The organism is Ornithinimicrobium panacihumi (assembly GCF_052073805.1).
Lineage (GTDB): Bacteria > Actinomycetota > Actinomycetes > Actinomycetales > Dermatophilaceae > Ornithinicoccus > Ornithinicoccus panacihumi.
Genome location: NZ_JBQGWG010000004.1, coordinates 220,077 through 238,292 on the forward strand (window position 1 = coordinate 220,077; position 18,216 = coordinate 238,292).

Annotated in this window: 23 protein-coding genes and 1 pseudogene; 13 read left to right on the forward strand and 11 right to left on the reverse strand. The window is 72.2% G+C overall.

Going from position 1 to position 18,216, the window contains the following annotated elements:
- Window positions 1-140 precede the first annotated feature (140 nt).
- The 4 genes and pseudogenes from ACTMMA_RS06510 to ACTMMA_RS06525 form a co-directional block, all read right to left on the reverse strand.
- On the reverse strand, window positions 141-1,397 hold the full coding sequence (locus tag ACTMMA_RS06510; protein ID WP_441189299.1) for a DUF6986 family protein: 1,257 nt from the start codon (window positions 1,395-1,397) through the stop codon (window positions 141-143).
- 204 nt (window positions 1,398-1,601) lie between these two features.
- Window positions 1,602-2,417 (reverse strand): SDR family NAD(P)-dependent oxidoreductase, encoded by an 816-nt coding sequence (locus ACTMMA_RS06515; protein WP_441189300.1) that lies wholly within the window; start codon window positions 2,415-2,417, stop codon window positions 1,602-1,604.
- A gap of 41 nt (window positions 2,418-2,458) precedes the next feature.
- On the reverse strand, window positions 2,459-3,043 hold the full coding sequence (locus ACTMMA_RS06520; protein WP_441189301.1) for an NAD(P)/FAD-dependent oxidoreductase: 585 nt from the start codon (window positions 3,041-3,043) through the stop codon (window positions 2,459-2,461).
- Window positions 3,044-3,227: 184 nt separating this feature from the next.
- Window positions 3,228-3,563 (reverse strand): annotated as a pseudogene (locus ACTMMA_RS06525) (flavin-containing monooxygenase); the annotation flags it as partial.
- 50 nt (window positions 3,564-3,613) lie between these two features.
- Between ACTMMA_RS06525 and ACTMMA_RS06530 the strand changes: the two are divergent.
- Window positions 3,614-4,930: an MFS transporter gene (locus ACTMMA_RS06530; RefSeq protein ID WP_441189302.1), complete on the forward strand. Its 1,317-nt coding sequence runs from the start codon at window positions 3,614-3,616 to the stop codon at window positions 4,928-4,930.
- A gap of 32 nt (window positions 4,931-4,962) precedes the next feature.
- Here ACTMMA_RS06530 and ACTMMA_RS06535 read toward each other — a convergent pair whose 3' ends face one another.
- A complete protein-coding gene (locus tag ACTMMA_RS06535) occupies window positions 4,963-5,493 on the reverse strand; it encodes a hypothetical protein (protein WP_441189303.1) in 531 nt (176 codons plus the stop codon).
- 231 nt (window positions 5,494-5,724) lie between these two features.
- Between ACTMMA_RS06535 and ACTMMA_RS06540 the strand changes: the two genes are divergently transcribed.
- A complete protein-coding gene (locus ACTMMA_RS06540; RefSeq protein WP_441189304.1) occupies window positions 5,725-6,225 on the forward strand; it encodes a DUF2087 domain-containing protein in 501 nt (166 codons plus the stop codon).
- A 212-nt stretch (window positions 6,226-6,437) separates the two neighbouring features.
- Here ACTMMA_RS06540 and ACTMMA_RS06545 read toward each other — a convergent pair whose 3' ends face one another.
- Window positions 6,438-7,049, reverse strand: coding sequence for a rhomboid family intramembrane serine protease (locus ACTMMA_RS06545; RefSeq protein ID WP_441189305.1), 612 nt, complete (start codon window positions 7,047-7,049; stop codon window positions 6,438-6,440).
- Window positions 7,046-7,294, reverse strand: coding sequence for a hypothetical protein (locus ACTMMA_RS06550; RefSeq protein WP_441189306.1), 249 nt, complete (start codon window positions 7,292-7,294; stop codon window positions 7,046-7,048). The genes ACTMMA_RS06545 and ACTMMA_RS06550 overlap by 4 nt, the downstream gene beginning before the upstream one ends.
- Here ACTMMA_RS06550 and ACTMMA_RS06555 point away from each other — a divergent pair.
- On the forward strand, window positions 7,287-7,505 hold the full coding sequence (locus tag ACTMMA_RS06555; protein WP_441189307.1) for a VOC family protein: 219 nt from the start codon (window positions 7,287-7,289) through the stop codon (window positions 7,503-7,505). The two genes, ACTMMA_RS06550 and ACTMMA_RS06555, sit on opposite strands and share 8 nt — an antisense overlap.
- A gap of 9 nt (window positions 7,506-7,514) precedes the next feature.
- Here ACTMMA_RS06555 and ACTMMA_RS06560 read toward each other — a convergent pair whose 3' ends face one another.
- A complete protein-coding gene (locus tag ACTMMA_RS06560) occupies window positions 7,515-8,225 on the reverse strand; it encodes a M50 family metallopeptidase (protein ID WP_441189308.1) in 711 nt (236 codons plus the stop codon).
- A gap of 46 nt (window positions 8,226-8,271) precedes the next feature.
- On the opposite strand from ACTMMA_RS06560, the gene ACTMMA_RS06565 reads away from it, so the two are divergent.
- From ACTMMA_RS06565 to ACTMMA_RS06605, 9 genes are all read left to right on the forward strand, one after another.
- Window positions 8,272-8,682 carry a VOC family protein gene (locus ACTMMA_RS06565; protein ID WP_441189309.1) on the forward strand — a complete coding sequence of 137 codons (411 nt, stop codon included), beginning with the start codon at window positions 8,272-8,274 and terminating at the stop codon, window positions 8,680-8,682.
- Between the two features lie 57 nt (window positions 8,683-8,739).
- The gene (locus tag ACTMMA_RS06570) at window positions 8,740-9,849 is read left to right on the forward strand and encodes a DNA glycosylase AlkZ-like family protein (RefSeq protein ID WP_441189310.1); all 1,110 of its coding nucleotides are present in this window, start codon (window positions 8,740-8,742) and stop codon (window positions 9,847-9,849) included.
- Between the two features lie 28 nt (window positions 9,850-9,877).
- Window positions 9,878-10,213 carry a GNAT family N-acetyltransferase gene (locus tag ACTMMA_RS06575; RefSeq protein ID WP_441189311.1) on the forward strand — a complete coding sequence of 112 codons (336 nt, stop codon included), beginning with the start codon at window positions 9,878-9,880 and terminating at the stop codon, window positions 10,211-10,213.
- A gap of 68 nt (window positions 10,214-10,281) precedes the next feature.
- Complete coding sequence (locus ACTMMA_RS06580) at window positions 10,282-10,620, forward strand: hypothetical protein (RefSeq protein ID WP_441189312.1); 339 nt, start codon at window positions 10,282-10,284, stop codon at window positions 10,618-10,620.
- Between the two features lie 69 nt (window positions 10,621-10,689).
- On the forward strand, window positions 10,690-11,382 hold the full coding sequence (gene leuE / locus ACTMMA_RS06585) for a leucine efflux protein LeuE (RefSeq protein WP_441189313.1): 693 nt from the start codon (window positions 10,690-10,692) through the stop codon (window positions 11,380-11,382).
- Between the two features lie 90 nt (window positions 11,383-11,472).
- Window positions 11,473-12,090: an EamA family transporter gene (locus ACTMMA_RS06590; RefSeq protein ID WP_441189314.1), complete on the forward strand. Its 618-nt coding sequence runs from the start codon at window positions 11,473-11,475 to the stop codon at window positions 12,088-12,090.
- 124 nt (window positions 12,091-12,214) lie between these two features.
- Entirely contained in the window at window positions 12,215-12,913 is a 699-nt protein-coding gene (locus ACTMMA_RS06595) for a PIG-L deacetylase family protein (protein ID WP_441189315.1), read from the forward strand.
- Entirely contained in the window at window positions 12,910-13,350 is a 441-nt protein-coding gene (locus tag ACTMMA_RS06600; protein ID WP_441189316.1) for a rhodanese-like domain-containing protein, read from the forward strand. The genes ACTMMA_RS06595 and ACTMMA_RS06600 overlap by 4 nt, the downstream gene beginning before the upstream one ends.
- Before the next feature lie 26 nt (window positions 13,351-13,376).
- Complete coding sequence (locus ACTMMA_RS06605; protein ID WP_441189317.1) at window positions 13,377-13,757, forward strand: hypothetical protein; 381 nt, start codon at window positions 13,377-13,379, stop codon at window positions 13,755-13,757.
- A gap of 112 nt (window positions 13,758-13,869) precedes the next feature.
- Here the strand turns inward: ACTMMA_RS06605 and ACTMMA_RS06610 are convergent, their stop codons facing one another.
- Entirely contained in the window at window positions 13,870-14,343 is a 474-nt protein-coding gene (locus tag ACTMMA_RS06610) for a rhodanese-like domain-containing protein (RefSeq protein ID WP_441189318.1), read from the reverse strand.
- Between the two features lie 61 nt (window positions 14,344-14,404).
- Window positions 14,405-15,076, reverse strand: a complete 672-nt coding sequence (trhA, locus tag ACTMMA_RS06615; protein WP_441189319.1) for a PAQR family membrane homeostasis protein TrhA — start codon at window positions 15,074-15,076, stop codon at window positions 14,405-14,407.
- 53 nt (window positions 15,077-15,129) lie between these two features.
- Here trhA and ACTMMA_RS06620 point away from each other — a divergent pair, with 53 nt between their 5' ends.
- A complete protein-coding gene (locus tag ACTMMA_RS06620) occupies window positions 15,130-16,458 on the forward strand; it encodes an SLAC1 family transporter (protein WP_441189320.1) in 1,329 nt (442 codons plus the stop codon).
- Between the two features lie 8 nt (window positions 16,459-16,466).
- Here the strand turns inward: ACTMMA_RS06620 and ACTMMA_RS06625 are convergent, their stop codons facing one another.
- Window positions 16,467-18,188: a DNA integrity scanning protein DisA nucleotide-binding domain protein gene (locus ACTMMA_RS06625; RefSeq protein WP_441189321.1), complete on the reverse strand. Its 1,722-nt coding sequence runs from the start codon at window positions 18,186-18,188 to the stop codon at window positions 16,467-16,469.
- Window positions 18,189-18,216: the final 28 nt, after the last annotated feature.

Genomic DNA, 18,216 nt, shown 5'->3' on the forward strand with positions numbered 1-18,216 from the left:
TGTGGCGCTCCGCGACGTGCATCCACGATGCGGAATTTGACTACCGAATATTGGAAGAGTAGGGGTGCCCCACGCCGCCGTCAAGGGTTCTGGGCACAATACCCCAACCGATTTGGGTCGGATGCGTCGGGGCCGCGGGGTCAGGCGCGGCACGGACGCGCGAGATCGGTCAGGGTCTGGGCGGTGACGCCGGTCGAGTCGGCCACCTCCTCGGGTCGGAGCGCCCCGCAGTCGAGGCCGCGGACGACGAGGTCGGCCAGCGTGCGCGCGGTGGCCGGCTCGTCCATGACATTGCCGCCGGCCTTGCCCAGGTAGTTGCGCAGACGCTCGGCGGCGGCGGGGTAGTTCTCGCGGTAGAAGGCGTAGGTGGCGGCGAAGCGGCTCGGCAGCTGGGAGGGGTGCAGGTCCCAGCCCTGGTAGTAGCCGCGCTCCAACGAACGGCGGATGAGGCGGGTATGCAGCTCATAGCCTTCGCGCACCTGCTCGGCCGACCCCAGCGGCAGGATGTTGGTGGAGCCGTCCGAGAGCCGCACGCCGGTGCCCGCGGCGGCGGCCTGCATCACCAGCTTGGCCTGGTCGGCGACCGGGTGCTCCATCGACTGGTAGGGCGCGGGGATCCCGCAGAAGGCCGAGTAGTCGTAGGTGCCGTAGTGCAGCGCGGTGACCCGCCCCTGGCCGGCGTGGATCATGCGGGCCACGAGCGCCGTGCCGTCCGGGCCGAGGATGGACTGCGGGGTCTCGACCTGGATCTCGTGCCGCAGCGCACCCTCGTCCAGGCCCAGAGTCTGCTCGATCCGCTCGCTGGCGTGGACCATCGCCTCGACCTGCTCGACGCTGGTCACCTTGGGGAAGGTGACCACGAAGCCCTCGACCGAGCCGCCGGCGGACAGGAGTCCGTCGACGAAGGTGGCCAGCGTGCGGATGCCGCGCGCCCGGGTCGGCGCCTCGAAGCTCTTGAACCGGATGCCGGTGAACGGCGGGGCGCTGCCTGCGGCCTGCGAGGCGGCCAGGGCGGCGGCGGCCGCGGCCACGTGGCCGTCCTCCTCGTCGTCGGAGCGGTTGCCGTAGCCGTCCTCGAAGTCGATGCGCAGGTCCTCGATCGGCTCGCGGGCCAGCTTGTCCTCCACCAGCGGCAGCACCTCGACCGCGGCCACGCCGAGCAGGTCGGCCAGCACCTCGCGATGCTCGGCCATCGCCCCGGTGGCCTCCTCGCCCCAGCGAGGGACCAGGTCCGCGTCGTAGGCGTCGGCGGGGACGTAGACGGTGTGCACCGGCTGGCGGGCGGGCACGTCGCCGGGGAAGCGGGCGACCAGGTCGGCGTCGGCCTCCCGCAGGCGCTCGTCCAGGTCGGCGGTGAGCTCGGCGACCAGATCGGCCGAGGACGCGGGTGCGGACATCACTCTCTCCTGACTTCCCGTGGAACGGATAGGTTATTCCATCCAACGGAAGGACAGCGTGGTGGGCCCACCTGGGGACGTCATCGGCGGGCCGTGGGTCCGTCCATCCTGCCGTAACGGAAGGATCCGTGGGGAAGAAGTGACGGGCCGGTCGAGCGACGGGGCCGCTTCGGGAACCTGCGGAACCGGGCCGCGTGTCGCCGGTCAGCCGAGCAGGTCCGCCATCTTCTTGGCGATGAGGTCGGTGGCCCGCTGGGGCGCCAGACGGGAGAGCCGGTCCAGCATCGTGGCGTCCTTGCCGACGGTGACCCGGTAACGACCCTTCTCGACCGCGTCCTCGATGATCTGCCTGGCCGCGTCGGGGGCTGGCATGATGCGTCGGGCGGAGTCCTCGGCCGACACCTGCCGCGTGCCCGAGCCAGGGGCGTCCACCCCGGAGTTGGCGGTGATCTCGGTGCCGATCGCGCCCGGGAAGACGATGGTCACGCTGACGGGGGTCCCGCGCAGCTCGGCGTAGAGACCCTCGGTCAGCAGCTTGACCGCGGCCTTGCTGGCGCCGTAGAGGGTCTGCCCCGGCACCGGCAGGAAGCCGCCCATGCTCGAGACGTTGACGATGCAGGCCTCCGGCCGGGCCGTGAGCGTGGGCAGGAAGGCCTTGGTGGTGTGGATCGTGCCCCAGAGGTTGACGTCCAGCACCCGCCCCATCTCCTCGTAGGAGAGCTCGGCGAAGGGGACGAACTTCTGGATGATCCCGGCCACGTTGAGCAGGCCGTCCACGAGCCCGTGCCGCTCGAGCACCTCGCCGGCCATCGCCTCGACCGCCTCGCGGTCGCTGATGTCACAGGTGTGCAGGCTGAGCCGGTCGGCCGCCGCGGCCAGGGCCGCCGTCTGCTCGAGGGACTCGGCGCGCAGGTCGACCGCAGCGACCGTCGCCCCTCGTTGCAGCAGCCCCAGCACGACCTCCCGACCGATCCCGTTGCCGCCACCGGTGACGACGAAGACCTTGCTGGCTACCTGCATCTGCTGCCTCCTGGGGCGTGTCCGTGCGGGGGGCAGCCAGTCTATCTCCTACTGCCCGTAGGACTGTGCCCGGATCCGGCCCCGCCGCCGCTCGCGCTGCAGGCGATCGGCATGGTGGCTCCCACCGGCTGGGCCAGCCCGATGAAGAACAGACCGGGTCGGTCCGGGTCGAGGGTGCGGAACCACAGCGGCAGGTCGTTGTCCTGCACCGTCAGGACCTTCTCCAGGAAGGGGAAGGCCACCTCGTAACCCGTGGCCCAGACGATCAGGTCCGCCGGCGTGGAGGTGCCGTCGACGAAGCGGACCCGGTCGCCGTCGAGGGAGGCGATCCCGGGGCGGGTGGCGATGCGACCGTCCCGGACGGCGTCGAGGAAGTGCACGGACTGGACCGGGTGGGAGGTGCCCGGGGCGTGGTCCGGCCGGGGCAGACCGCCCCGCTTCCGGTTGCCGGACAGCAGCACTCCCAGCGTGAGCCGCGCCCTGGTCGCCCACCAGGGCGCCCACGACGGCAGCCCCACCTGGTCGGCCGGCCGTCCCAGGAGGTGCTTGCGCAGCACCCACTCGCCGCGGCGCTGGGAGACCGTGACCGACCTCGCCACCCCGATCCCGGCGACCGAGATGTCCATCGCCGAGTTGCCGCGCCGACCACGAGGACGTCCCGGCCCTCGAGCTGGGCCGCCCCGCGGTAGTCCTGGGCGTGCAGCTGCTCGCCGGTGAAGGTGCCGGGATAGTCGGGCAGACGGGCCTTCCGCGCGTGGAGAAGGTGACGAGATCACGCAGACCGAGGTGATCCACATACCGTTCGAAGTAGGCCGCCACCTGGTCGTGGCGGGCGTAGTCCGGGTAGTCGGGCGGCATCGGGAAGTCGCTGAAGGCCATCCGGGGGCAGGAGGTGTTGATCTCCAGGGACTCGTAGCAGGCCGAGACGCCGTTGGGTTTGTCCATCACCCAGTTGCCGCCCAGGACCGTGCCCTGCTCGAACCAGTCGAAGGGGACCCTGGCCAGGTAGAGCGCCTTGGCCGCCGCGATCCCCGAGGACCCTCCCCCGATGACGCAGGCCCGCGGCAGGCCGTGGTCCGGCTCGATCGGCGCGGTGACGGGTGGCGCGAGGTCCTCCTGGCGGACGAGATAGGCCATGGGTCGCATCCCGCCACCGGCGTCGTGGCGTCGGATAGGTTACGGCGGTGAAGGGAGCCATGATCGACCTGAGGCCGCTCAGGCACGGTGCGCCCTTCCGGTGGTACTGGGGCGGGGGGCTGCTCGCCGGGCTCGGCGCCCAGATCGCCGTCGTCGCCGTGCTCTTCCAGGTCTGGGAGATGACGCGCAATCCCTTCTGGGTCGGCGCGATCGGCCTCGTCCAGGCCGTCCCGATGATCGTCTTCGGCCTCATCGGTGGACCGGTCGCCGACGTGCTGGACCGGCGGCTGGTGGGTCTGTGGTCCACCGCCGTGCAGGCGGTCACCGCGCTGGTGCTGGGGGCGCAGCTGGTGCTGGGGCTCTACCCGCTGCCGCTGCTGCTGACCCTGATCGGGGTGCAGACCGCGGCCAGCGCGCTGGGCTCGCCGGCGCGACGGACCTTCACTGTCCGGCTGCTGCCCGCCCATCTCGTCGCGGCCGGCGTCGCGCTGCACATGATCGGCTTCCAGGTGACGATGATGATCGGCCCCGCGCTGGGCGGGCTGATCATCGGTGGCGCGGGGGTGGCGGCCTGCTACCTGGTCAACGCTGTCTTCCTGGTCGTCTCCTGGTGGTCCTTCCGGAAGCTGCCGGCCAGCCGGGCGGGGGTGGCGGCAGCGGTCCCCGAGGGCGAGGGGGCGGGGGAGGCGGGAGACCGCATACCCGAGAAGGCCTTTGATCGGGTCTGGCGGCGCACGCGGCGGGGGCTGGTGCTCATCGGCGAGGGGGTCGATCTCGTACGTCGGGACCCGGTGCTGCGCGGGTCCTTCCTGCTCGACCTCGCCGCGACCCTGCTGGCCTTCCCGATCGCGCTCTTCCCGATGGTCAACCAGGAGCTCTTCGACGGCGACCCGCGGACGTTGGGCTTCTTCCTCACCGCGGTGGCCGTCGGCGGCGTGACCGCGGGGATCTTCTCCGGGCTGGTCACCCGCGCTCCACGGCTCGGGCGGGTGCAGCTGCTGGCCGTCGCCGCCTGGGGCGTGGGGACCCTCGGTTTCGGACTGGGTGCGGCGACCTCGCCCTGGCTGGCGCTCGGGTCGCTGGTGCTCGCCGGGGCCGCCGACACCGTCTCGGTCACCTCGCGCGCGGCGATGGTGCAGCTGGCGACCGCGGACAGCCACCTGGGCCGGGTCAGCTCGGTGGAGCACGTGATCGCCGTGGCGGGTCCCGACCTCGGTAACGCCCGCGCCGGCGCCGTCGCCGGGCTCACCACGCCCGCTGCGGCGGCGGTCATCGGCGCCCTGGCCTGCCTGGCGGTCGGGGCGTGGGTGGCGCTCACGCACCGGGAGATCGCCGGCTTCAGCCTGGTCGAGGGGCAGGGCGGGCCCGCGTCCTGAGCGGAGCAGGACGTGTCGCCGGTCGCGGCTTCTCAGCCCTTGGCGGACTCCAGCATCGCGACCAGCTCGTCCTTGGCGGGGGCGACGTCGTCGGCCGAGGCGAGCTTCTCCCGCGTCAGGGTGATCGGGGTGCCGGTGGTCTTCTCCGCGCCGGCGGCCGCCGAGAGCCGGCCACCGTCCTCGAGCTTCCAGCGCACCACCGGCATCGAGGCGGCGAGGTTCATCGCGCTCGGTTCGCCGTGGACCGCCTGGACCGACTCCTTGACCGCGGCCAGCGCCTCGAGCCGCTCACCGGGGATGGTCCGGGTCGCCGACGTGGCGAAGGTGCCGTCGCCCTTCTGGCCCGGGAGGCGTCCCTTGCGGGCCTGCTCGAAGTCGACGGTGATCCCCTGCGCCCACCACCCGCTGACGCCCTGGGTCTCGACCAGCCACCGAGCCGTCTCGGCGTGGCTCCACCCCATCGCCCCCGCCTCGGTCAGCAGGTCGCGCCAGCCCTCGTGGTCCCGCCCGGTCGCCGCGCGCAGCGCGTCGGCGCCCATGTTGTCCTTGAGTCGCCTGACCATGGCGTCATCGTAGGACCGCACCCCCTCCCCCGCCCGGAAACCGGCGTGACGAGGCGAGGTCCACCGCATACCCTAAAGATCCGAGGGCGTCACCCAGCGCCCAGCCCGCACCGCGCCCAGCCCGCGGAGCACAACGGCGAAGGGGAGCAGATCCTCGGGCGTTGTTTCGGTATGCGGTTGCTGACCCCCAGCGATCACGTCGGCTGGGTGCGTGCTCGCGGAAGGTGGATCATGACGACCGACGCCGACTTCAAGGCCTTGGTGCGTGCGCGCATGGAACGCACCGGAGAGAACTACACGACGGCCCGGGCGGCGCTCCTGGAGCAGCCCGCACCAGCCCCCTCCCACTCGCCGTCCCCGGCCGACGACTCGACGGGCGAGCCTGCGACCGACCCGTTCGTGGAGCGCACGGTGCGCTCCTTCTTCGACGGGCCGCGACTCCGCTCCATCCCGACGAAGCGCAGGGCCCGGGTGGCCGTGCTGCTCCACCTGCTGGAGCGCTTCGAGGTGGGGCGCGACTATCCGGAGCGGGAGGTCAACGACATCCTGCGGACCGCCCACGACGACATCTCCACGCTGCGGCGGGATCTGGTGGACTACCGCTACCTGCTGCGCGAGGACGGGATCTACCGCGTCACCGAGGTGGTGCCGCAGCGGGATCCCAACGAGGCGCAGGAGGTGCCGAGCGACGAGGCCGCGCGGCTGGCGAGGTTGCCGCGGGCGTCCGGGTGAGGCCTGGGCCTCCGGCCCACATGTCGTGATCCACCGTGCGCAGCCGGCTGAGGTCGCACGCATCGGTGTGTCCCTGACAGAAAGGTCGGGCCTTCGCTACAGTCTGAGGTGCCGAGCCTCGACGTGACTGTCCCCCCGTCGAGGCTTGCTGCATGCCCGGGCCCGTTCGGAGCGTGTCGCCGGTCGCGAGCCGGTCGTGCGGACGACCCGCGTCAGGCGCGGACGCGGCCGGCCCGGTCCGTCCTCCCCAGCCAGACCGCCATCGCCACGCCCGCGAGCGCACCGAACAGGTGCGCCTGCCAGGACACCCCGGCACGCAGCGGCAGCACGCCCCACAGCATCGAGCCGTAGACCACGATCACCAGCACACCGACCGCCGCCGAGCCCCAACGGCGGGCGACGAACCCGTAGACGGCGAGGAAAGCTGCATACCCGTAGACCACCCCGCTGGCCCCGATGTGCACGGTGTTGGGCCCGCCGAGCAGCCACACCCCCAGGCCGCCGAGCAGGACGACGCCGGCGGTGACCAGCCACAGGTGACGCGTGGTCAGCGCGAGGAGACCGCCCAGCGCCAGCAGCGAGACGGTGTTGGCGATCAGGTGCCCGAAACCGAGGTGCAGGAACGGGCTGAGCACGATCCCCTGCAGGTGCCCCAGCTCGCGCGGGCGGATCCCGAAGCGGTCCAGGCTCAACGGCGTGGCCACGTCGACGATCTCGGTCGCCCACATCAGGGCGACGAGCACGAGCACGGGTGTGAGGCGGCGCACCCACGTGGGCGTGCTCGGCCTGGGTGCAGGTCGGGTCGCGCGGGAGGAGAGGGTCACGGGGACAGCCTGCCATCCGGCACCGACACATCCACGGCGGCCGGCCTCTGCCCCTGCCCCTCGTCCCGGACCGACTCCAGCGTCTGGCGCACCAGCGCGTCGGCCAACTCTGTGCCGCGCTCGATGAGCTCGTCGGTCCAGCCGCCGAGCAGGTGCCTGGCCAGGTCGAGGTCCACCCTGCCTTCCCAGCCGAGCGCCACCGCGTCACGCATAGGTTCGACCCAGGTCGGCTCGTGCGTGGTCACCGCCCCGCACGACCGGATGCGGGCGGGCCTGAACCACCTGGCGTTCCGGGTCGAGACCCGCGAGGAGCTGGACCGGCTGCGCACCGGCTGCGGGGAGCACGGCTGGACCGAGCTCTTCGCCGAGGACTACCCGCACGCCGGCGGACCGGACCACACCGCCCTGTTCGTCGAGAACGCCCAGGGCTTCGAGGTCGAGATCGTCGTCGACTGACGACCCGGGTCAGTGCCCGAGGCCGGGCAGCAGCTGCCAGGCACCGACGACCAACGCAGCGGCGCACACCAGCCAGAAGAGCCCGACCCACAGCGTCGCCGGGACCCCCGTCACCCGGGCCAGCAGGTCGGGATCGCTGGTGCGCTCGCGCCGCCGCCACCGCTGCCGCTGGAGCTCCACCACCGAGCGTGGAGCGGCCAGCAGGAGCGCCCACACCACCAGATAGGCAGCACCCGACAGCACCTCCGGCGTCGCCACCCAGGACAACCCGCCGACCAGGACCCCGGTGACCAGCACCACCCACAGTCCGTAGAGATTGCGGACCAGCAGGAGCAGGCACGCGCAGAGGAGGACGAGCCCCCAGAGGAGAGCTGCCGCATACCCCTGGCCGAGGACGAGCGCCCCGCCCAGGCCGACGAGCGCGGGTGCGGGATAGCCGGCGGCGAGCATCGCCACCATGCCCGGCCCGTCAGGGCGTCCCCGGGACACCGTGAGGCCGGAGGTGTCGGAGTGCAGCCGGATCCCGGAGAGCCGTCGCCCGACGAGGGCGGCGACCACCGCGTGCCCCGCCTCGTGGACGAGGGTGACGAGGTGGCGCACGACCGCGTAGCCGATCGGGCTCCACGTCACCAGCAGCGCGACGACCCCCAGCACGAGGCTGACCTGCCAGGTCAGCGGGGGCTGGGTGCTGAGGATGCGGCCCCAGAGGTCGGTGAGCACGAGGCAAGGGGTAGCAGGACTTCCTGGGTGCTGCCAAGGTAGGGACATGATCACCGCGGTGCACACCCTGATCTACTCCGACGACGCGCCCGCCACGCGGGCCTTCCTCAAGGACGTCCTGCGCTGGGCGTTCGTCTCCGAGGCCCAGGACGGCAGCGACCGGAGCGTCGACTCCGGCTCGCAGGACCCCGCCGACTGGCTCATCTTCAGCACCGGCCCCAGCGAGCTCGGCGTCCACCCCACGCAGACCGGGGACTGGACGGGCGAGCGTCACCACGAGATCTGCCTCATGTGCGACAACCTCGAGGCGACGATGGCCGAGCTGCGGGGGCGCGGTGCGGAGTTCTCCTCCGAGCCGCAGGACATGGGCTTCGGCATCGTCGCGATGCTCAAGGTGCCGGGGGCCGACGACATCCTGCTCTACGAGCCCACGCACGCCACGGCCTACGACCGCTGAGCCCCCTCCCCGTCTCGCGGACACCTCCTGTCCGCGGGCGGCCCTATCCTGACCGCCATGAGCGAGCCGCACCGCCTCACCGCACGGGATGCCCGGCGCGTGCTCGTCCGCGCCCAGCTGCTCACCAAGGACCGACCGGTCGACGTCATGGAGACCGTCCGCGAGCTGAACCACCTGCAGATCGACGTCGTCAAGGCCGTGGCGCCGGCGCAGCATCTCGTGCTCTGGAGCCGGCTGGGCAGCTCCTACGACACCGGCGAGCTCGACCGGCTCCTCGCCGAGCGGGCCCTGGTGGAATTCCTCGGCCACATCCGGCCGGCGGAGGACATCGGGCTCTATCGCGCGGAGATGCAGGCCTGGCCCGAGCTGACGCACGAGCGCAACGCCCGGTGGGTCGAGGCCAACGACGCGGCCCGCCGTGACGTGCTCGACCTGCTCGACGCCGAGGGTCCGCTGACGACCGCGGAGATCCCGGACACCACGCAGGTGCCGTGGCAGTCCACCGGCTGGACCAACGACAAGAACGTCCGGCGGCTCATCGACTTCATGGTCGCCCGCGGCGAGATCGCGGTGTCCGGCCGCGTCAAGGGCCAGCCGCTGTGGGACCTGGCCGAGCGCGTCTATCCCGACGTGCCCACGGTGCCGCTCGAGGAGGCGCAGGCCGAGCAGGACCGTCGCCGGCTCGCCGCCCTCGGCATCCTGCGCCCGCGCGGGCCGCAGTGCCCGGTCGAGTCCCTCGACGCCGGTGACGCGGGCGAGCCGGCCGTCGTCGACGGGGTGCGGGGCACCTGGTCGGTGGACCCGGCCTACCTCGACGACGCCCCGTGGCAGGGGCGGGCCGCGCTGCTCTCCCCGATCGACCGCCTCGTCTTCGACCGGCGCCGGATGGCCGAGCTGCTCGACTTCGACTACATCCTGGAGATGTACAAGCCCGCCGCGAAGCGGAAGTGGGGCTACTACGCGCTCCCGGTCCTCGACGGCGACACCCTCTGCGGCAAGCTCGACGCCACCGCCGACCGCAAGGCGGGCGTCCTGCGGGTGGATGCGCTCCACGAGGATGGGATATGGAGTGCCGCTCGCCGCGAGCGCGTGGTCGCCGAGATCCACGACCTGGCCACCTGGCTCGGGCTGGAGCCCGCCCTGCCGGCCCATCTGGGCGGGTCATGACGAGGGTCGTGGCGGACGGTGTTGCGGCGTGCCTGGCGCGCGGACCACGAGCGGCCTGGTCACCTATCTCGACGAGGTGCCGGTCGGGTGGTGCGCGGTGGCGCCGCGTGCCGCATACCGGGGGCTGGTGCGGGTCTTCACGGTGCCCTGGAAAGGGCGTGAGGAGGACCGGACCGACGCGTCCGTGTGGGCGCTGACCTGCCTGTTCGTGCGAGCGGGGCACCGGCGCCAAGGGGTCAGCGGCGAGCTGGCGAGGGCCGCGGTCGAGCACGCTCGCAAGCAGGGGGCGCGGGCGCTGGAGGCCCCGCGCACCCGGGCGGGGCCCGATCCGTCCCCGGTCTACGTGGTCCTTGGCGGACCGTAGACCTTCGGACCTGTCCACTCGACGATGGTCTGATGCCAGAGGCTGCCCGCCCGGGCGAGTCTGAAGACATGAACACGAACTCACAGACCCTTTCCCCGGTTGCCCTCCACGACGCCGCCCAGCACGAGGCCGCCCACCGCGACGCCGCCGAGCACGACGGCACCCAGCACGAGGGGACCGAGCACATTGATCGCCGCACCGCACTGAGCGCCCTGTGGTGGGCCGTGACCATGGGGCTCGTCGTCGCCTTCGTGATCTGGTGGGGCCGCGCGGACCTGCTCGACGGGTGGTCCGAATCCTGGGCGAGCCTGGCCCGGATCGGTGCCACGGTCGCGCTCATCGGCCTGTCCGCCGCCCTCAACCCGTGGAAGGCCGAGCCCTGCGGCACCTGCGGGCACTCCCGCTGACCAGCCCCTCGGTGGCGAGCCTCACGGCCAGATTTGTCGGCGCGCGCGGAGCGGCTCCAGAATGTGCTCGTGCTGGGCATCACCGACCTGCCGACCTACCTGCTCGGCCTCCTGCTGATCGTGCTCCTCCCGGGGCCGAACTCGCTCTACGTGCTGTCCGTCTCGGCCCGCCGCGGGACGCGGGACGGCTACCGCGCGGCGTGCGGTGTCTTCGCCGGCGACGCCGCCCTGATGATCCTCGCCGCCGGCGGGATCGCCTCGCTGATGCGCACCACCCCGATCCTGTTCTCGGTGATCAAGTGGGCCGGTGCCGCCTACCTGGTCTACCTCGCCTTCGGGCTGCTCCGCGGGGCCGTGGTCGGCTGGAGGGCCCGGCAGAGGACCCGGCAGACCGATGCCGAGATGGTCGAGGAGGTCCTCACCGAGGCCGTCGTGGAGAGCGCCCCACCCCGCGGGGAGGTCGAGAATCCCTTCCGCCGGGCCTTCGTGGTGAGCCTGCTCAACCCCAAGGCCATCCTGTTCTTCGTCTCCTTCTTCGTGCAGTTCGTCGACCCGGCCTATCCCTACCCGGCGCTGTCCTTCTTGGCGCTCGGGGCCTGGGCGCAGCTGTTCAGCTTCACCTACCTGTCGATCCTGATCTTCGGCGGCTCCTACCTCGCGGCGACCTTCAAGAAGCGCCAGCGGACCAAGGCTGCGCTGTCCGCCGGCGTCGGCGCCGCCTTCCTGGGCTTCGCGGTCAAGCTGGCGGCCACGCAGGCCTAGCGTGCCCACCCGCCACGTCCTCCTCGCCGCGCTCGTCGCCACGCTGTGGGGGCTCAACTTCCTGGCTTCCCCACCGGCCTGGCTTCGCTGGTGCTCCAGGCGTCGGCCCCCTTCACGGTGCTGCTCGGCGCCCTCTTCCTGCGCGAGCACCTCACCCGTCGCCGGGTGATCGGGGTCGCGATCGCCGTCTGCGGGCTCGCGGTCGTCGGCATCACCCGCGCGGAGGCGACGTCCTGGTGGCCCTTCCTGCTCGTCGTCCTCGGCGCCCTCGGCTGGGCCTTCGGCAACCTCGCCAGCAGGCTCGCCGCCGCGCCGAACCCCCTGCACCTGACCCTGTGGATGTCCGTGGTGCCGCCGGTCCCGATGCTCGCACTCTCCCTCCTCGTCGAAGGACCGGACCAGGTATGGCGCTCCCTGGCCACCTCCGGCACGCCCACCGCGCTCCCGGCGTGGGTGGGGCTGGCCTACACCGTCGTGCTGGGGACGGTCGTGGGGTCCGGGATCTGGGTGTGGCTGATGGCTCGCCACCCCGCCGGGGTCGTGGCGCCCTTCTCGATGCTCGTGCCGGTCGTCGGGATCCTCGCCGCCTGGTGGGTGCTCGGCGAGCGGCCCGCACTCCTCGAGCTGGGCGGTGGCCTGCTCGTCGTGGGCGGGGTCCTGCTGGCCGCGCGAGCTCGTCCCGGCCCGGGATTGACCCCACCCTCCTGACCACTCCACGGGCCCCTACGGGTTTGCTCGCTGACAGCGAGCAAACCCGTAGGCACGGACGAGGCGTGTGGGAGGCGAGGAGCGGGCGAGTTCAACCACATACCCCCTGGGGTATGATGCAGCCATGGCTCCGAGCACCATCTCACCTCCTGGCACCCTGCCCGCCTGGGGCACGGTGCTGGTGGTCGTCGCCCATCCTGACGACGAGTCCTTCGGCCTGGGCGCCGTCATCGACGCCCTCGCGCGGGCGGGCTCGGCGGTGCACGTCCTGTGCCTGACCCAGGGCGAGGCCTCGACGCTGGGCGCAGCCCCCGACCTGGCGGCCATCCGGGCCGCCGAGCTGCAGCACGCGGCGCGGGAGCTCGGCGCCCGCTCGACCGAGCTGCTCGACCTGCCCGACGGCGGCCTCGCCGACCTCGACCTCGAGACGCTCCAGGCCCCCGTCCGGAAGGCTGTGGCCTCCGTGACGCCGGACGGCCTGCTCGTCATGGACAGCACGGGCATCTCCGGACACCCCGACCACATCGCCGCGACGAACGCCGCGGTCGCCGTCGCGCGGCAGCACGACCTGCCGGTCCTGGCGTGGACGATCCCGGACGAGATCGCCGCCCGGCTGCTCGAGGAGACGGGCGTCCCTTTCGTGGGCCGCGGGAGCGTCGAGACCATGACGATCGAGGTCGACCGGGCCAACCAGCGGCGCGCGATCGACGCTCACGCCAGCCAGGCTGTGCCCGGCAGCGTGCTGTGGAGGAGACTGGAGCTCCAGGGCGGCGTCGAGACGTTGACCTGGCTCCGACCCGTGACCCAGGAGCACCCCCGATGATCAGCCGACGCACCGCACTTCTCCTGCCCCTCGCCCTGGGCAGTCTCGCCGCCTGCAGCCCTGACGCGGACGAGCCCGAGGGCGACCAGCTCGCGGCCATGGTGCCGCCACCCCGGGGCGGTTCCGCGCTGGGCGCGGACGACTTCGCCACCGCCATGCAGTCCCCGGGGTCCGTGCTCATCGATGTGCGCACGCCCCAGGAGTTCGCCGCCGGGCACATCGAGGGCGCGGTCAACATCGACGTCTCGGCCTCCGGCTTCGAGACGGCACTGGGTGAGCTCGACCCGAAGGTGCCCTACGCCGTCTACTGCCGCAGCGGCAACCGCTCGGCCAAGGCCCTGGCGGTGATGGAGCACCTCGGCTTCGTCTCCGCCTACCACCTCGACGGCGGCATCGGCGCCTGGACCCGCTCCGGCCGACCCCTGGTGACGCCATAACCACCCCGCCCGTTGACCTGGTCCAGGTGCGCACCGGCCGCCTGGCCACGGTGCGGTCGCTGTGGCCACGCCCCCGCCTGCTCCTGGCCCTGGCCGTGTGGCCGGTCCTCCTCGGACTGCTCTGGTGGAGCGGCTCAAGCCCCAGCGCGACCGCGCCGCTGCTCATCGGCGCCGCCCTGGCGCTCTCGCTGACGCTGGTCACCTACCTCCCGGCGGGCTGCCAGAGCCCGGCGCAGTCCGTCGGCAGCCCCTGCGGCATCGTCGGTCTGGTCCTGTCCGTCCTGGGAGCCGCCGCGATCAGTGACGGGGCCTCCGGCCCCGGTCTCGGGTATGGGGTGGCGTTCGTCCTCGCCGGCCTCGCCCACCGGGTCGTGACCGGAGGCGCGTGCGGGAGCCTCCCCTGCTGACCCCTACCCTCCCTACGGGTTTGCTCGCTGTGGGCGAGCAAACCCGTAGGGGCGATCGGGCCACATCATTCGCCCGGGAAGACCCAGGCCCGAGGGGCTGCGCCGGCGGCTGTCAGACCTCGGCCGTGGCGTAGGGTCCGGTCACGATCTCTCGCCCGGAGCCCTGCCAGGCCGCCGTCCCGCCCGCCACCGAGTAGGCCTCGACCCCGGCGCGCCGGAGGAAGTCCATCGCCTGCAGGCTGCGCCCGCCGCTGGCGCACACGACATAGACGGGCCGATCGGTCGGCACCTGGTCCACCTTCTGCGGGAGGGTGCCCAGCGGGATCAGCTCGGCGCCGGGGACGTGGCCGGCGCGGTACTCCCCCGGCTCGCGGCAGTCGATGAGGTCCGCCCCGTCGGCGAGACGGTCAGCCAGGGTGTCGAGGTCGACCTCCTTGGGCAGGTCGAGCAACTCACGCTGGCGGGTCACCTGAGCCTTGATGTCGGTCATGTCCAGACCCTTGATCCCCTCGATGACCTGCTCGAGGGACCGGGCGGGCAGCGCGCCGGGCTGGGAGAAGACGAGGATGCCCTCGCGGAAGCCCATGAGCGTCGTCGGATCGGGGTTGCTCCCATGATAGCAATACCCCAGGGGGTATTTATGCCGCTCAGGCGGGCAGGACGTAGAGATACATGAGCAGGAAGTGGAAGCAGGCCGCGACCATCACGAGCACGTGCCACAGCTCGTGGAAGCCGAAGACCCCTGGCCGCAGGTTGGGCCGCTCGAGGACGAAGATCACGAAGCCGACGCTGTAGACCAGGCCACCGGCCGCCATCAGCGCCAGCGCCCCGGTCGGCAGGTCCACACCGGAGAACAGCAGCGCCGTCGGCATCCAGCCCAGCCCGATGTAGAGCGTGTTGGTTACGTATTTCGGCAGCTGCCGCCAGACCGAGCGGAGCACGACCCCCAGAGCCGCGATGCCCCATACCGCCCCCAGCACCGCCCAGCCGAAAACGTCACGGAAGAGGACCAGCACCAGGGGCGTCACGGTGCCGGCGATGAGCAGGAAGACCGAGGTGTAGTCGAGGGTGCGCAGGATGTCGTTGACCCGCGGCCCACGGTCCAGGCCGTGGTGCAGGGTGCTGCAGACGAAGAGCGTGATGAGCGAGGCGCCGTAGATGCTCAGCCCCACGATCTTCCACGGGTCGCCCTGGGCGCCGGCCTGCGCGACGAGCAGCGCCGTGCCGAGGACGGCCAGGCAGGCCCCGAGCAGGTGGGAGGCGGTGTTGAACTTCTCGTCGGTGACGTGCACGCTGCCGTCCCGGCTCAGGGTGGTCATGTGGCCAGGGTGCCACGTTGTCGCTTTCATACCCCAGGGGGTATCTTCGTCGGGTGTCCCGAACCATCGATCTGACCACCTTCGTCGCCCGCCACGCCGACGGCGGCTTCGTCCTCGACGTGCGCGAGCCGGCTGAGTACGTCCAGGGCCACGTCCCTGGGGCGGTGCCCGCACCGATGAGCCGGATCACCGCGATGCTCGGCCCGGTCCTCAAGGACCGACCCGTGCACGTGATCTGCGAGACCGGCAACCGCAGCAGCTCGATGGCCGACCTGCTCGGCGCCCTGGGCTACGACGCCGTCTCGGTCGAGGGCGGCACCGCCGCCTGGCGCGCGGGCACCCCGTCGTCGCCGGGACCGGCGCGGCCTAGAGTCAGGGCCGTGCCCGCCACCACCCTCCCCTCTACCAGGCTGTCCCCGCAGTCCGACCACGGTCTGGCCCACCTGCCCGTCTCCGTCTTCGCCTCCGTGATGGGCACCGGCGGCAGCGCGCTCGCCTGGCACCGGGCCGCCGAGGTCTGGGACCTGCCGATGTGGCCCTCCCATCTCTTCGTCGCGGTGGCGACGGTCCTCTTCGCCACGGTCGTGACCGCATACCTGACGAAGGTGGTCCGCTGGCCGCACACGGTGCTGGCCGAGCTGCGCCATCCGATGCGCATCTCCTTCGTCCCCACCATCACCATCGCGCTGCTCGTGCTGGGCACCGCGCTGCAGGACCTCGCCCGGCCGGTCGCGGTCGGGCTGTGGTGGGCCGGGGCGGTCGGGCAGCTCGTCGCGACCGTCTGGGCGATGTCGGCGTGGACCGTGCGCGAGGACATCGGGGTCGAGCACATCACGCCCGCGTGGTTCATCCCGGTCGTGGGCAACATCGTCACGCCGCTGGGCGCGCCCCGGATCGGCTCGGTGGAGCTGGCGTGGTTCACCTTCGGCGTCGGGATCCTGTTCTGGATCGCGCTGCTGCCGCTGGTGCTCTACCGCGTGGTCCTGCACTCGACCCCGTTCGCGCCCAGGCTGCTGCCGACCTACGCGATCTTCGTGGCCCCGCCGGCGATGGGGTTGCTGTCCTGGCAGTCGCTCACCGGGGATCTCGAGGCGCCCCTGGCACGGGTCCTCTACGCGACCACGATCATCTTCGTGCTGCTCGTGGCGGCGCAGTGGCCGGCGCTGCGGCGGGTGCCCTTCGGCCTGCCCTACTGGTCTTACACCTTCCCCTTCGCCTCGGCCGCCTCCGCCGGCCTCGTGGTCGCCGACGGACTGCCCGGGATCGGGTATGAGGTCGCTGCCGTCCTCCTGCTCCTCGCCTCCACGCTGCTCAACGTGGGTGTCCTGGTCGGCACGCTCGTGCTGCTGGTGCGCGGTCGGTTGCTCCTGCCCGAGGGCTAGAAGGACCGTCAGCTCACGGGGTCGAGGAAGTAGCCGTCGTCCATCGCCGGGTGCGGCTGCACCGGCACGACCTGGAGCCGGACCCGCTCCTCCTCCCAGCGGCGCTGCTCGACCGACTCCCGGGCCTCGTTGAGGACCTGGCACTGGTCGAGGTCGAAGTAGAACTCGAGGTCGCCGCACCGGTCGTCGAGGCGGGCGAGCTTCTCGTAGTCCTCCTCGTCCTCGACCGCCTGGACGAACCGGTCGAGGACCTTCTGGACGGTGTCGCGGCGGACCCGGCGCCGCAGGTGCGGCAGCAGGTCGATGCGGCCGTCCTCGCTGACGATGATCACCATCGCGCCCTGACCCTCGCCGGCCAGGTAGCGGATCGCCGAGTTGTAGCGGGCGCCCCGCGATCCGTCGCCGGTGCCGGTGGCGGCACCGTCGAGGATGACGCCGACGGCGTGGCAGACGCCGTCCGGGGAGACCAGCACGGCGCCGTCGACGTTGGTCAGGCTGCGCAGCGCCTCGGGCCCGAGGCGGGTGGGCTCGATCGTGTAGGCCTGCGGCAGCAGCCGCCGACCCTCCGCCGCCGCCTCGGGGTGGACCACGAGCATGGTGCCGTGCTGCTGTCGGACGCACTCCTGGGTCATCTCCCACAGGCCCTCGGAGTCGCACTCCACCGACCGGGAGAAGACCCGCCGCAGGGTGTCGTCGAAGAGGTCGGGGTCGACGGGCTCCCGGGGCAGGCTGGGCTGGCCGTGCTCGACCCGGATCAACGGCGTCCCGGCGTGCGCGAGCTCCCAGGTGCCGTTGCCGACGACCTGCACGACGAAGCAGCGCTCCTGCCGCTTGTCGTAGGAGGTCTTGATCTCCCCGAGCCCGTGGACGAGGCGACCGTCGGTGAGCAACCGCATACCGCGGCCCGACATCTCCAGGGCCTTGCGCAGGGAGCGGGCGACGCTGAGCGGGATCTCGTGCTCGAAGGTCACCTGGGCCTCCACGCAGGCGTCCCCCCGCGGCGCGAGGGCCAGCGAACCCAGGCTGGTGCGGCCCTCGTAGGTCTGGGCGCTGACCGCGTCCAGCGCGTCGCGGACGCCGTGCGCGAACTCCTGCCCGGCGCGGGCGACGACCCCGTTGACGAAGCTGTCCGCGGCGGCCCGCAGCACCGCCCCTGCGTCCACGCTCATGAGCGAGGTCGGCGTGACGCGGTCCAGCTCGCGGGAGGCCGCCCGCAGCACGTCGACGACGATGGCGTCGGGGAAGGACTGCGGCAGCTGGAGCCCGTCGACCGACAGCGGCTTGAGCCGGTGGAGCGACTCCCAGGCCTCGCTCCGCACGGCCAGGACCGGGAAGACCCGGTAGTCGCCGACGACGACCGACAGCCCCACGCAGACGGTGCGGTCGTCGAAGTGGGCCGCGGTGGTCAGCGCCTCCACGACGATCTCGCGACGGCAGGACTCCAGCAGCGCGGCCCGCTCGTGCACGGCGGAGTCGTCGTCGGGCAGCTTCTTGGCGCGGCGGGCGAAGCGGCGCTCCGCCTTGGTCATCAGCCCGTCGAGCTCGGAGAGGTCGAAGGCACGTCGGCGCGGCTCGATCGCGATCGGCCGCTCCTGATCCTCCTCGGGCAGGCCGATGAGGAAGCCGCGGGGGTCCAGCTCGATCCCGGCCCGGTCCAGCGCCTCGTCGGCCAGCCTCTCCATCGACCAGCGCAGCTCGGCCTGGCCGTCCCACATCCTGTTCGGGCTCACGGGGCCACATCCTGCCATTGCCTACGCG

Bases quoted from the DNA above. Each gene is read 5' to 3' on its own strand.
- ACTMMA_RS06510 (WP_441189299.1), bottom strand. From the start codon at position 1,397: ATGTCCGCACCCGCGTCCTCGGCCGATCTGGTCGCCGAGCTCACCGCC.
- ACTMMA_RS06515 (WP_441189300.1), bottom strand. From the start codon at position 2,417: ATGCAGGTAGCCAGCAAGGTCTTCGTCGTCACCGGTGGCGGCAACGGG.
- ACTMMA_RS06520 (WP_441189301.1), bottom strand. From the start codon at position 3,043: ATGGACATCTCGGTCGCCGGGATCGGGGTGGCGAGGTCGGTCACGGTC.
- ACTMMA_RS06530 (WP_441189302.1), top strand. From the start codon at position 3,614: ATGATCGACCTGAGGCCGCTCAGGCACGGTGCGCCCTTCCGGTGGTAC.
- ACTMMA_RS06535 (WP_441189303.1), bottom strand. From the start codon at position 5,493: ATGGTCAGGCGACTCAAGGACAACATGGGCGCCGACGCGCTGCGCGCG.
- ACTMMA_RS06540 (WP_441189304.1), top strand. From the start codon at position 5,725: ATGACGACCGACGCCGACTTCAAGGCCTTGGTGCGTGCGCGCATGGAA.
- ACTMMA_RS06565 (WP_441189309.1), top strand. From the start codon at position 8,272: ATGATCACCGCGGTGCACACCCTGATCTACTCCGACGACGCGCCCGCC.
- ACTMMA_RS06570 (WP_441189310.1), top strand. From the start codon at position 8,740: ATGAGCGAGCCGCACCGCCTCACCGCACGGGATGCCCGGCGCGTGCTC.
- ACTMMA_RS06580 (WP_441189312.1), top strand. From the start codon at position 10,282: ATGAACACGAACTCACAGACCCTTTCCCCGGTTGCCCTCCACGACGCC.
- ACTMMA_RS06595 (WP_441189315.1), top strand. From the start codon at position 12,215: ATGGCTCCGAGCACCATCTCACCTCCTGGCACCCTGCCCGCCTGGGGC.
- ACTMMA_RS06600 (WP_441189316.1), top strand. From the start codon at position 12,910: ATGATCAGCCGACGCACCGCACTTCTCCTGCCCCTCGCCCTGGGCAGT.
- ACTMMA_RS06610 (WP_441189318.1), bottom strand. From the start codon at position 14,343: ATGGGCTTCCGCGAGGGCATCCTCGTCTTCTCCCAGCCCGGCGCGCTG.
- trhA (WP_441189319.1), bottom strand. From the start codon at position 15,076: ATGACCACCCTGAGCCGGGACGGCAGCGTGCACGTCACCGACGAGAAG.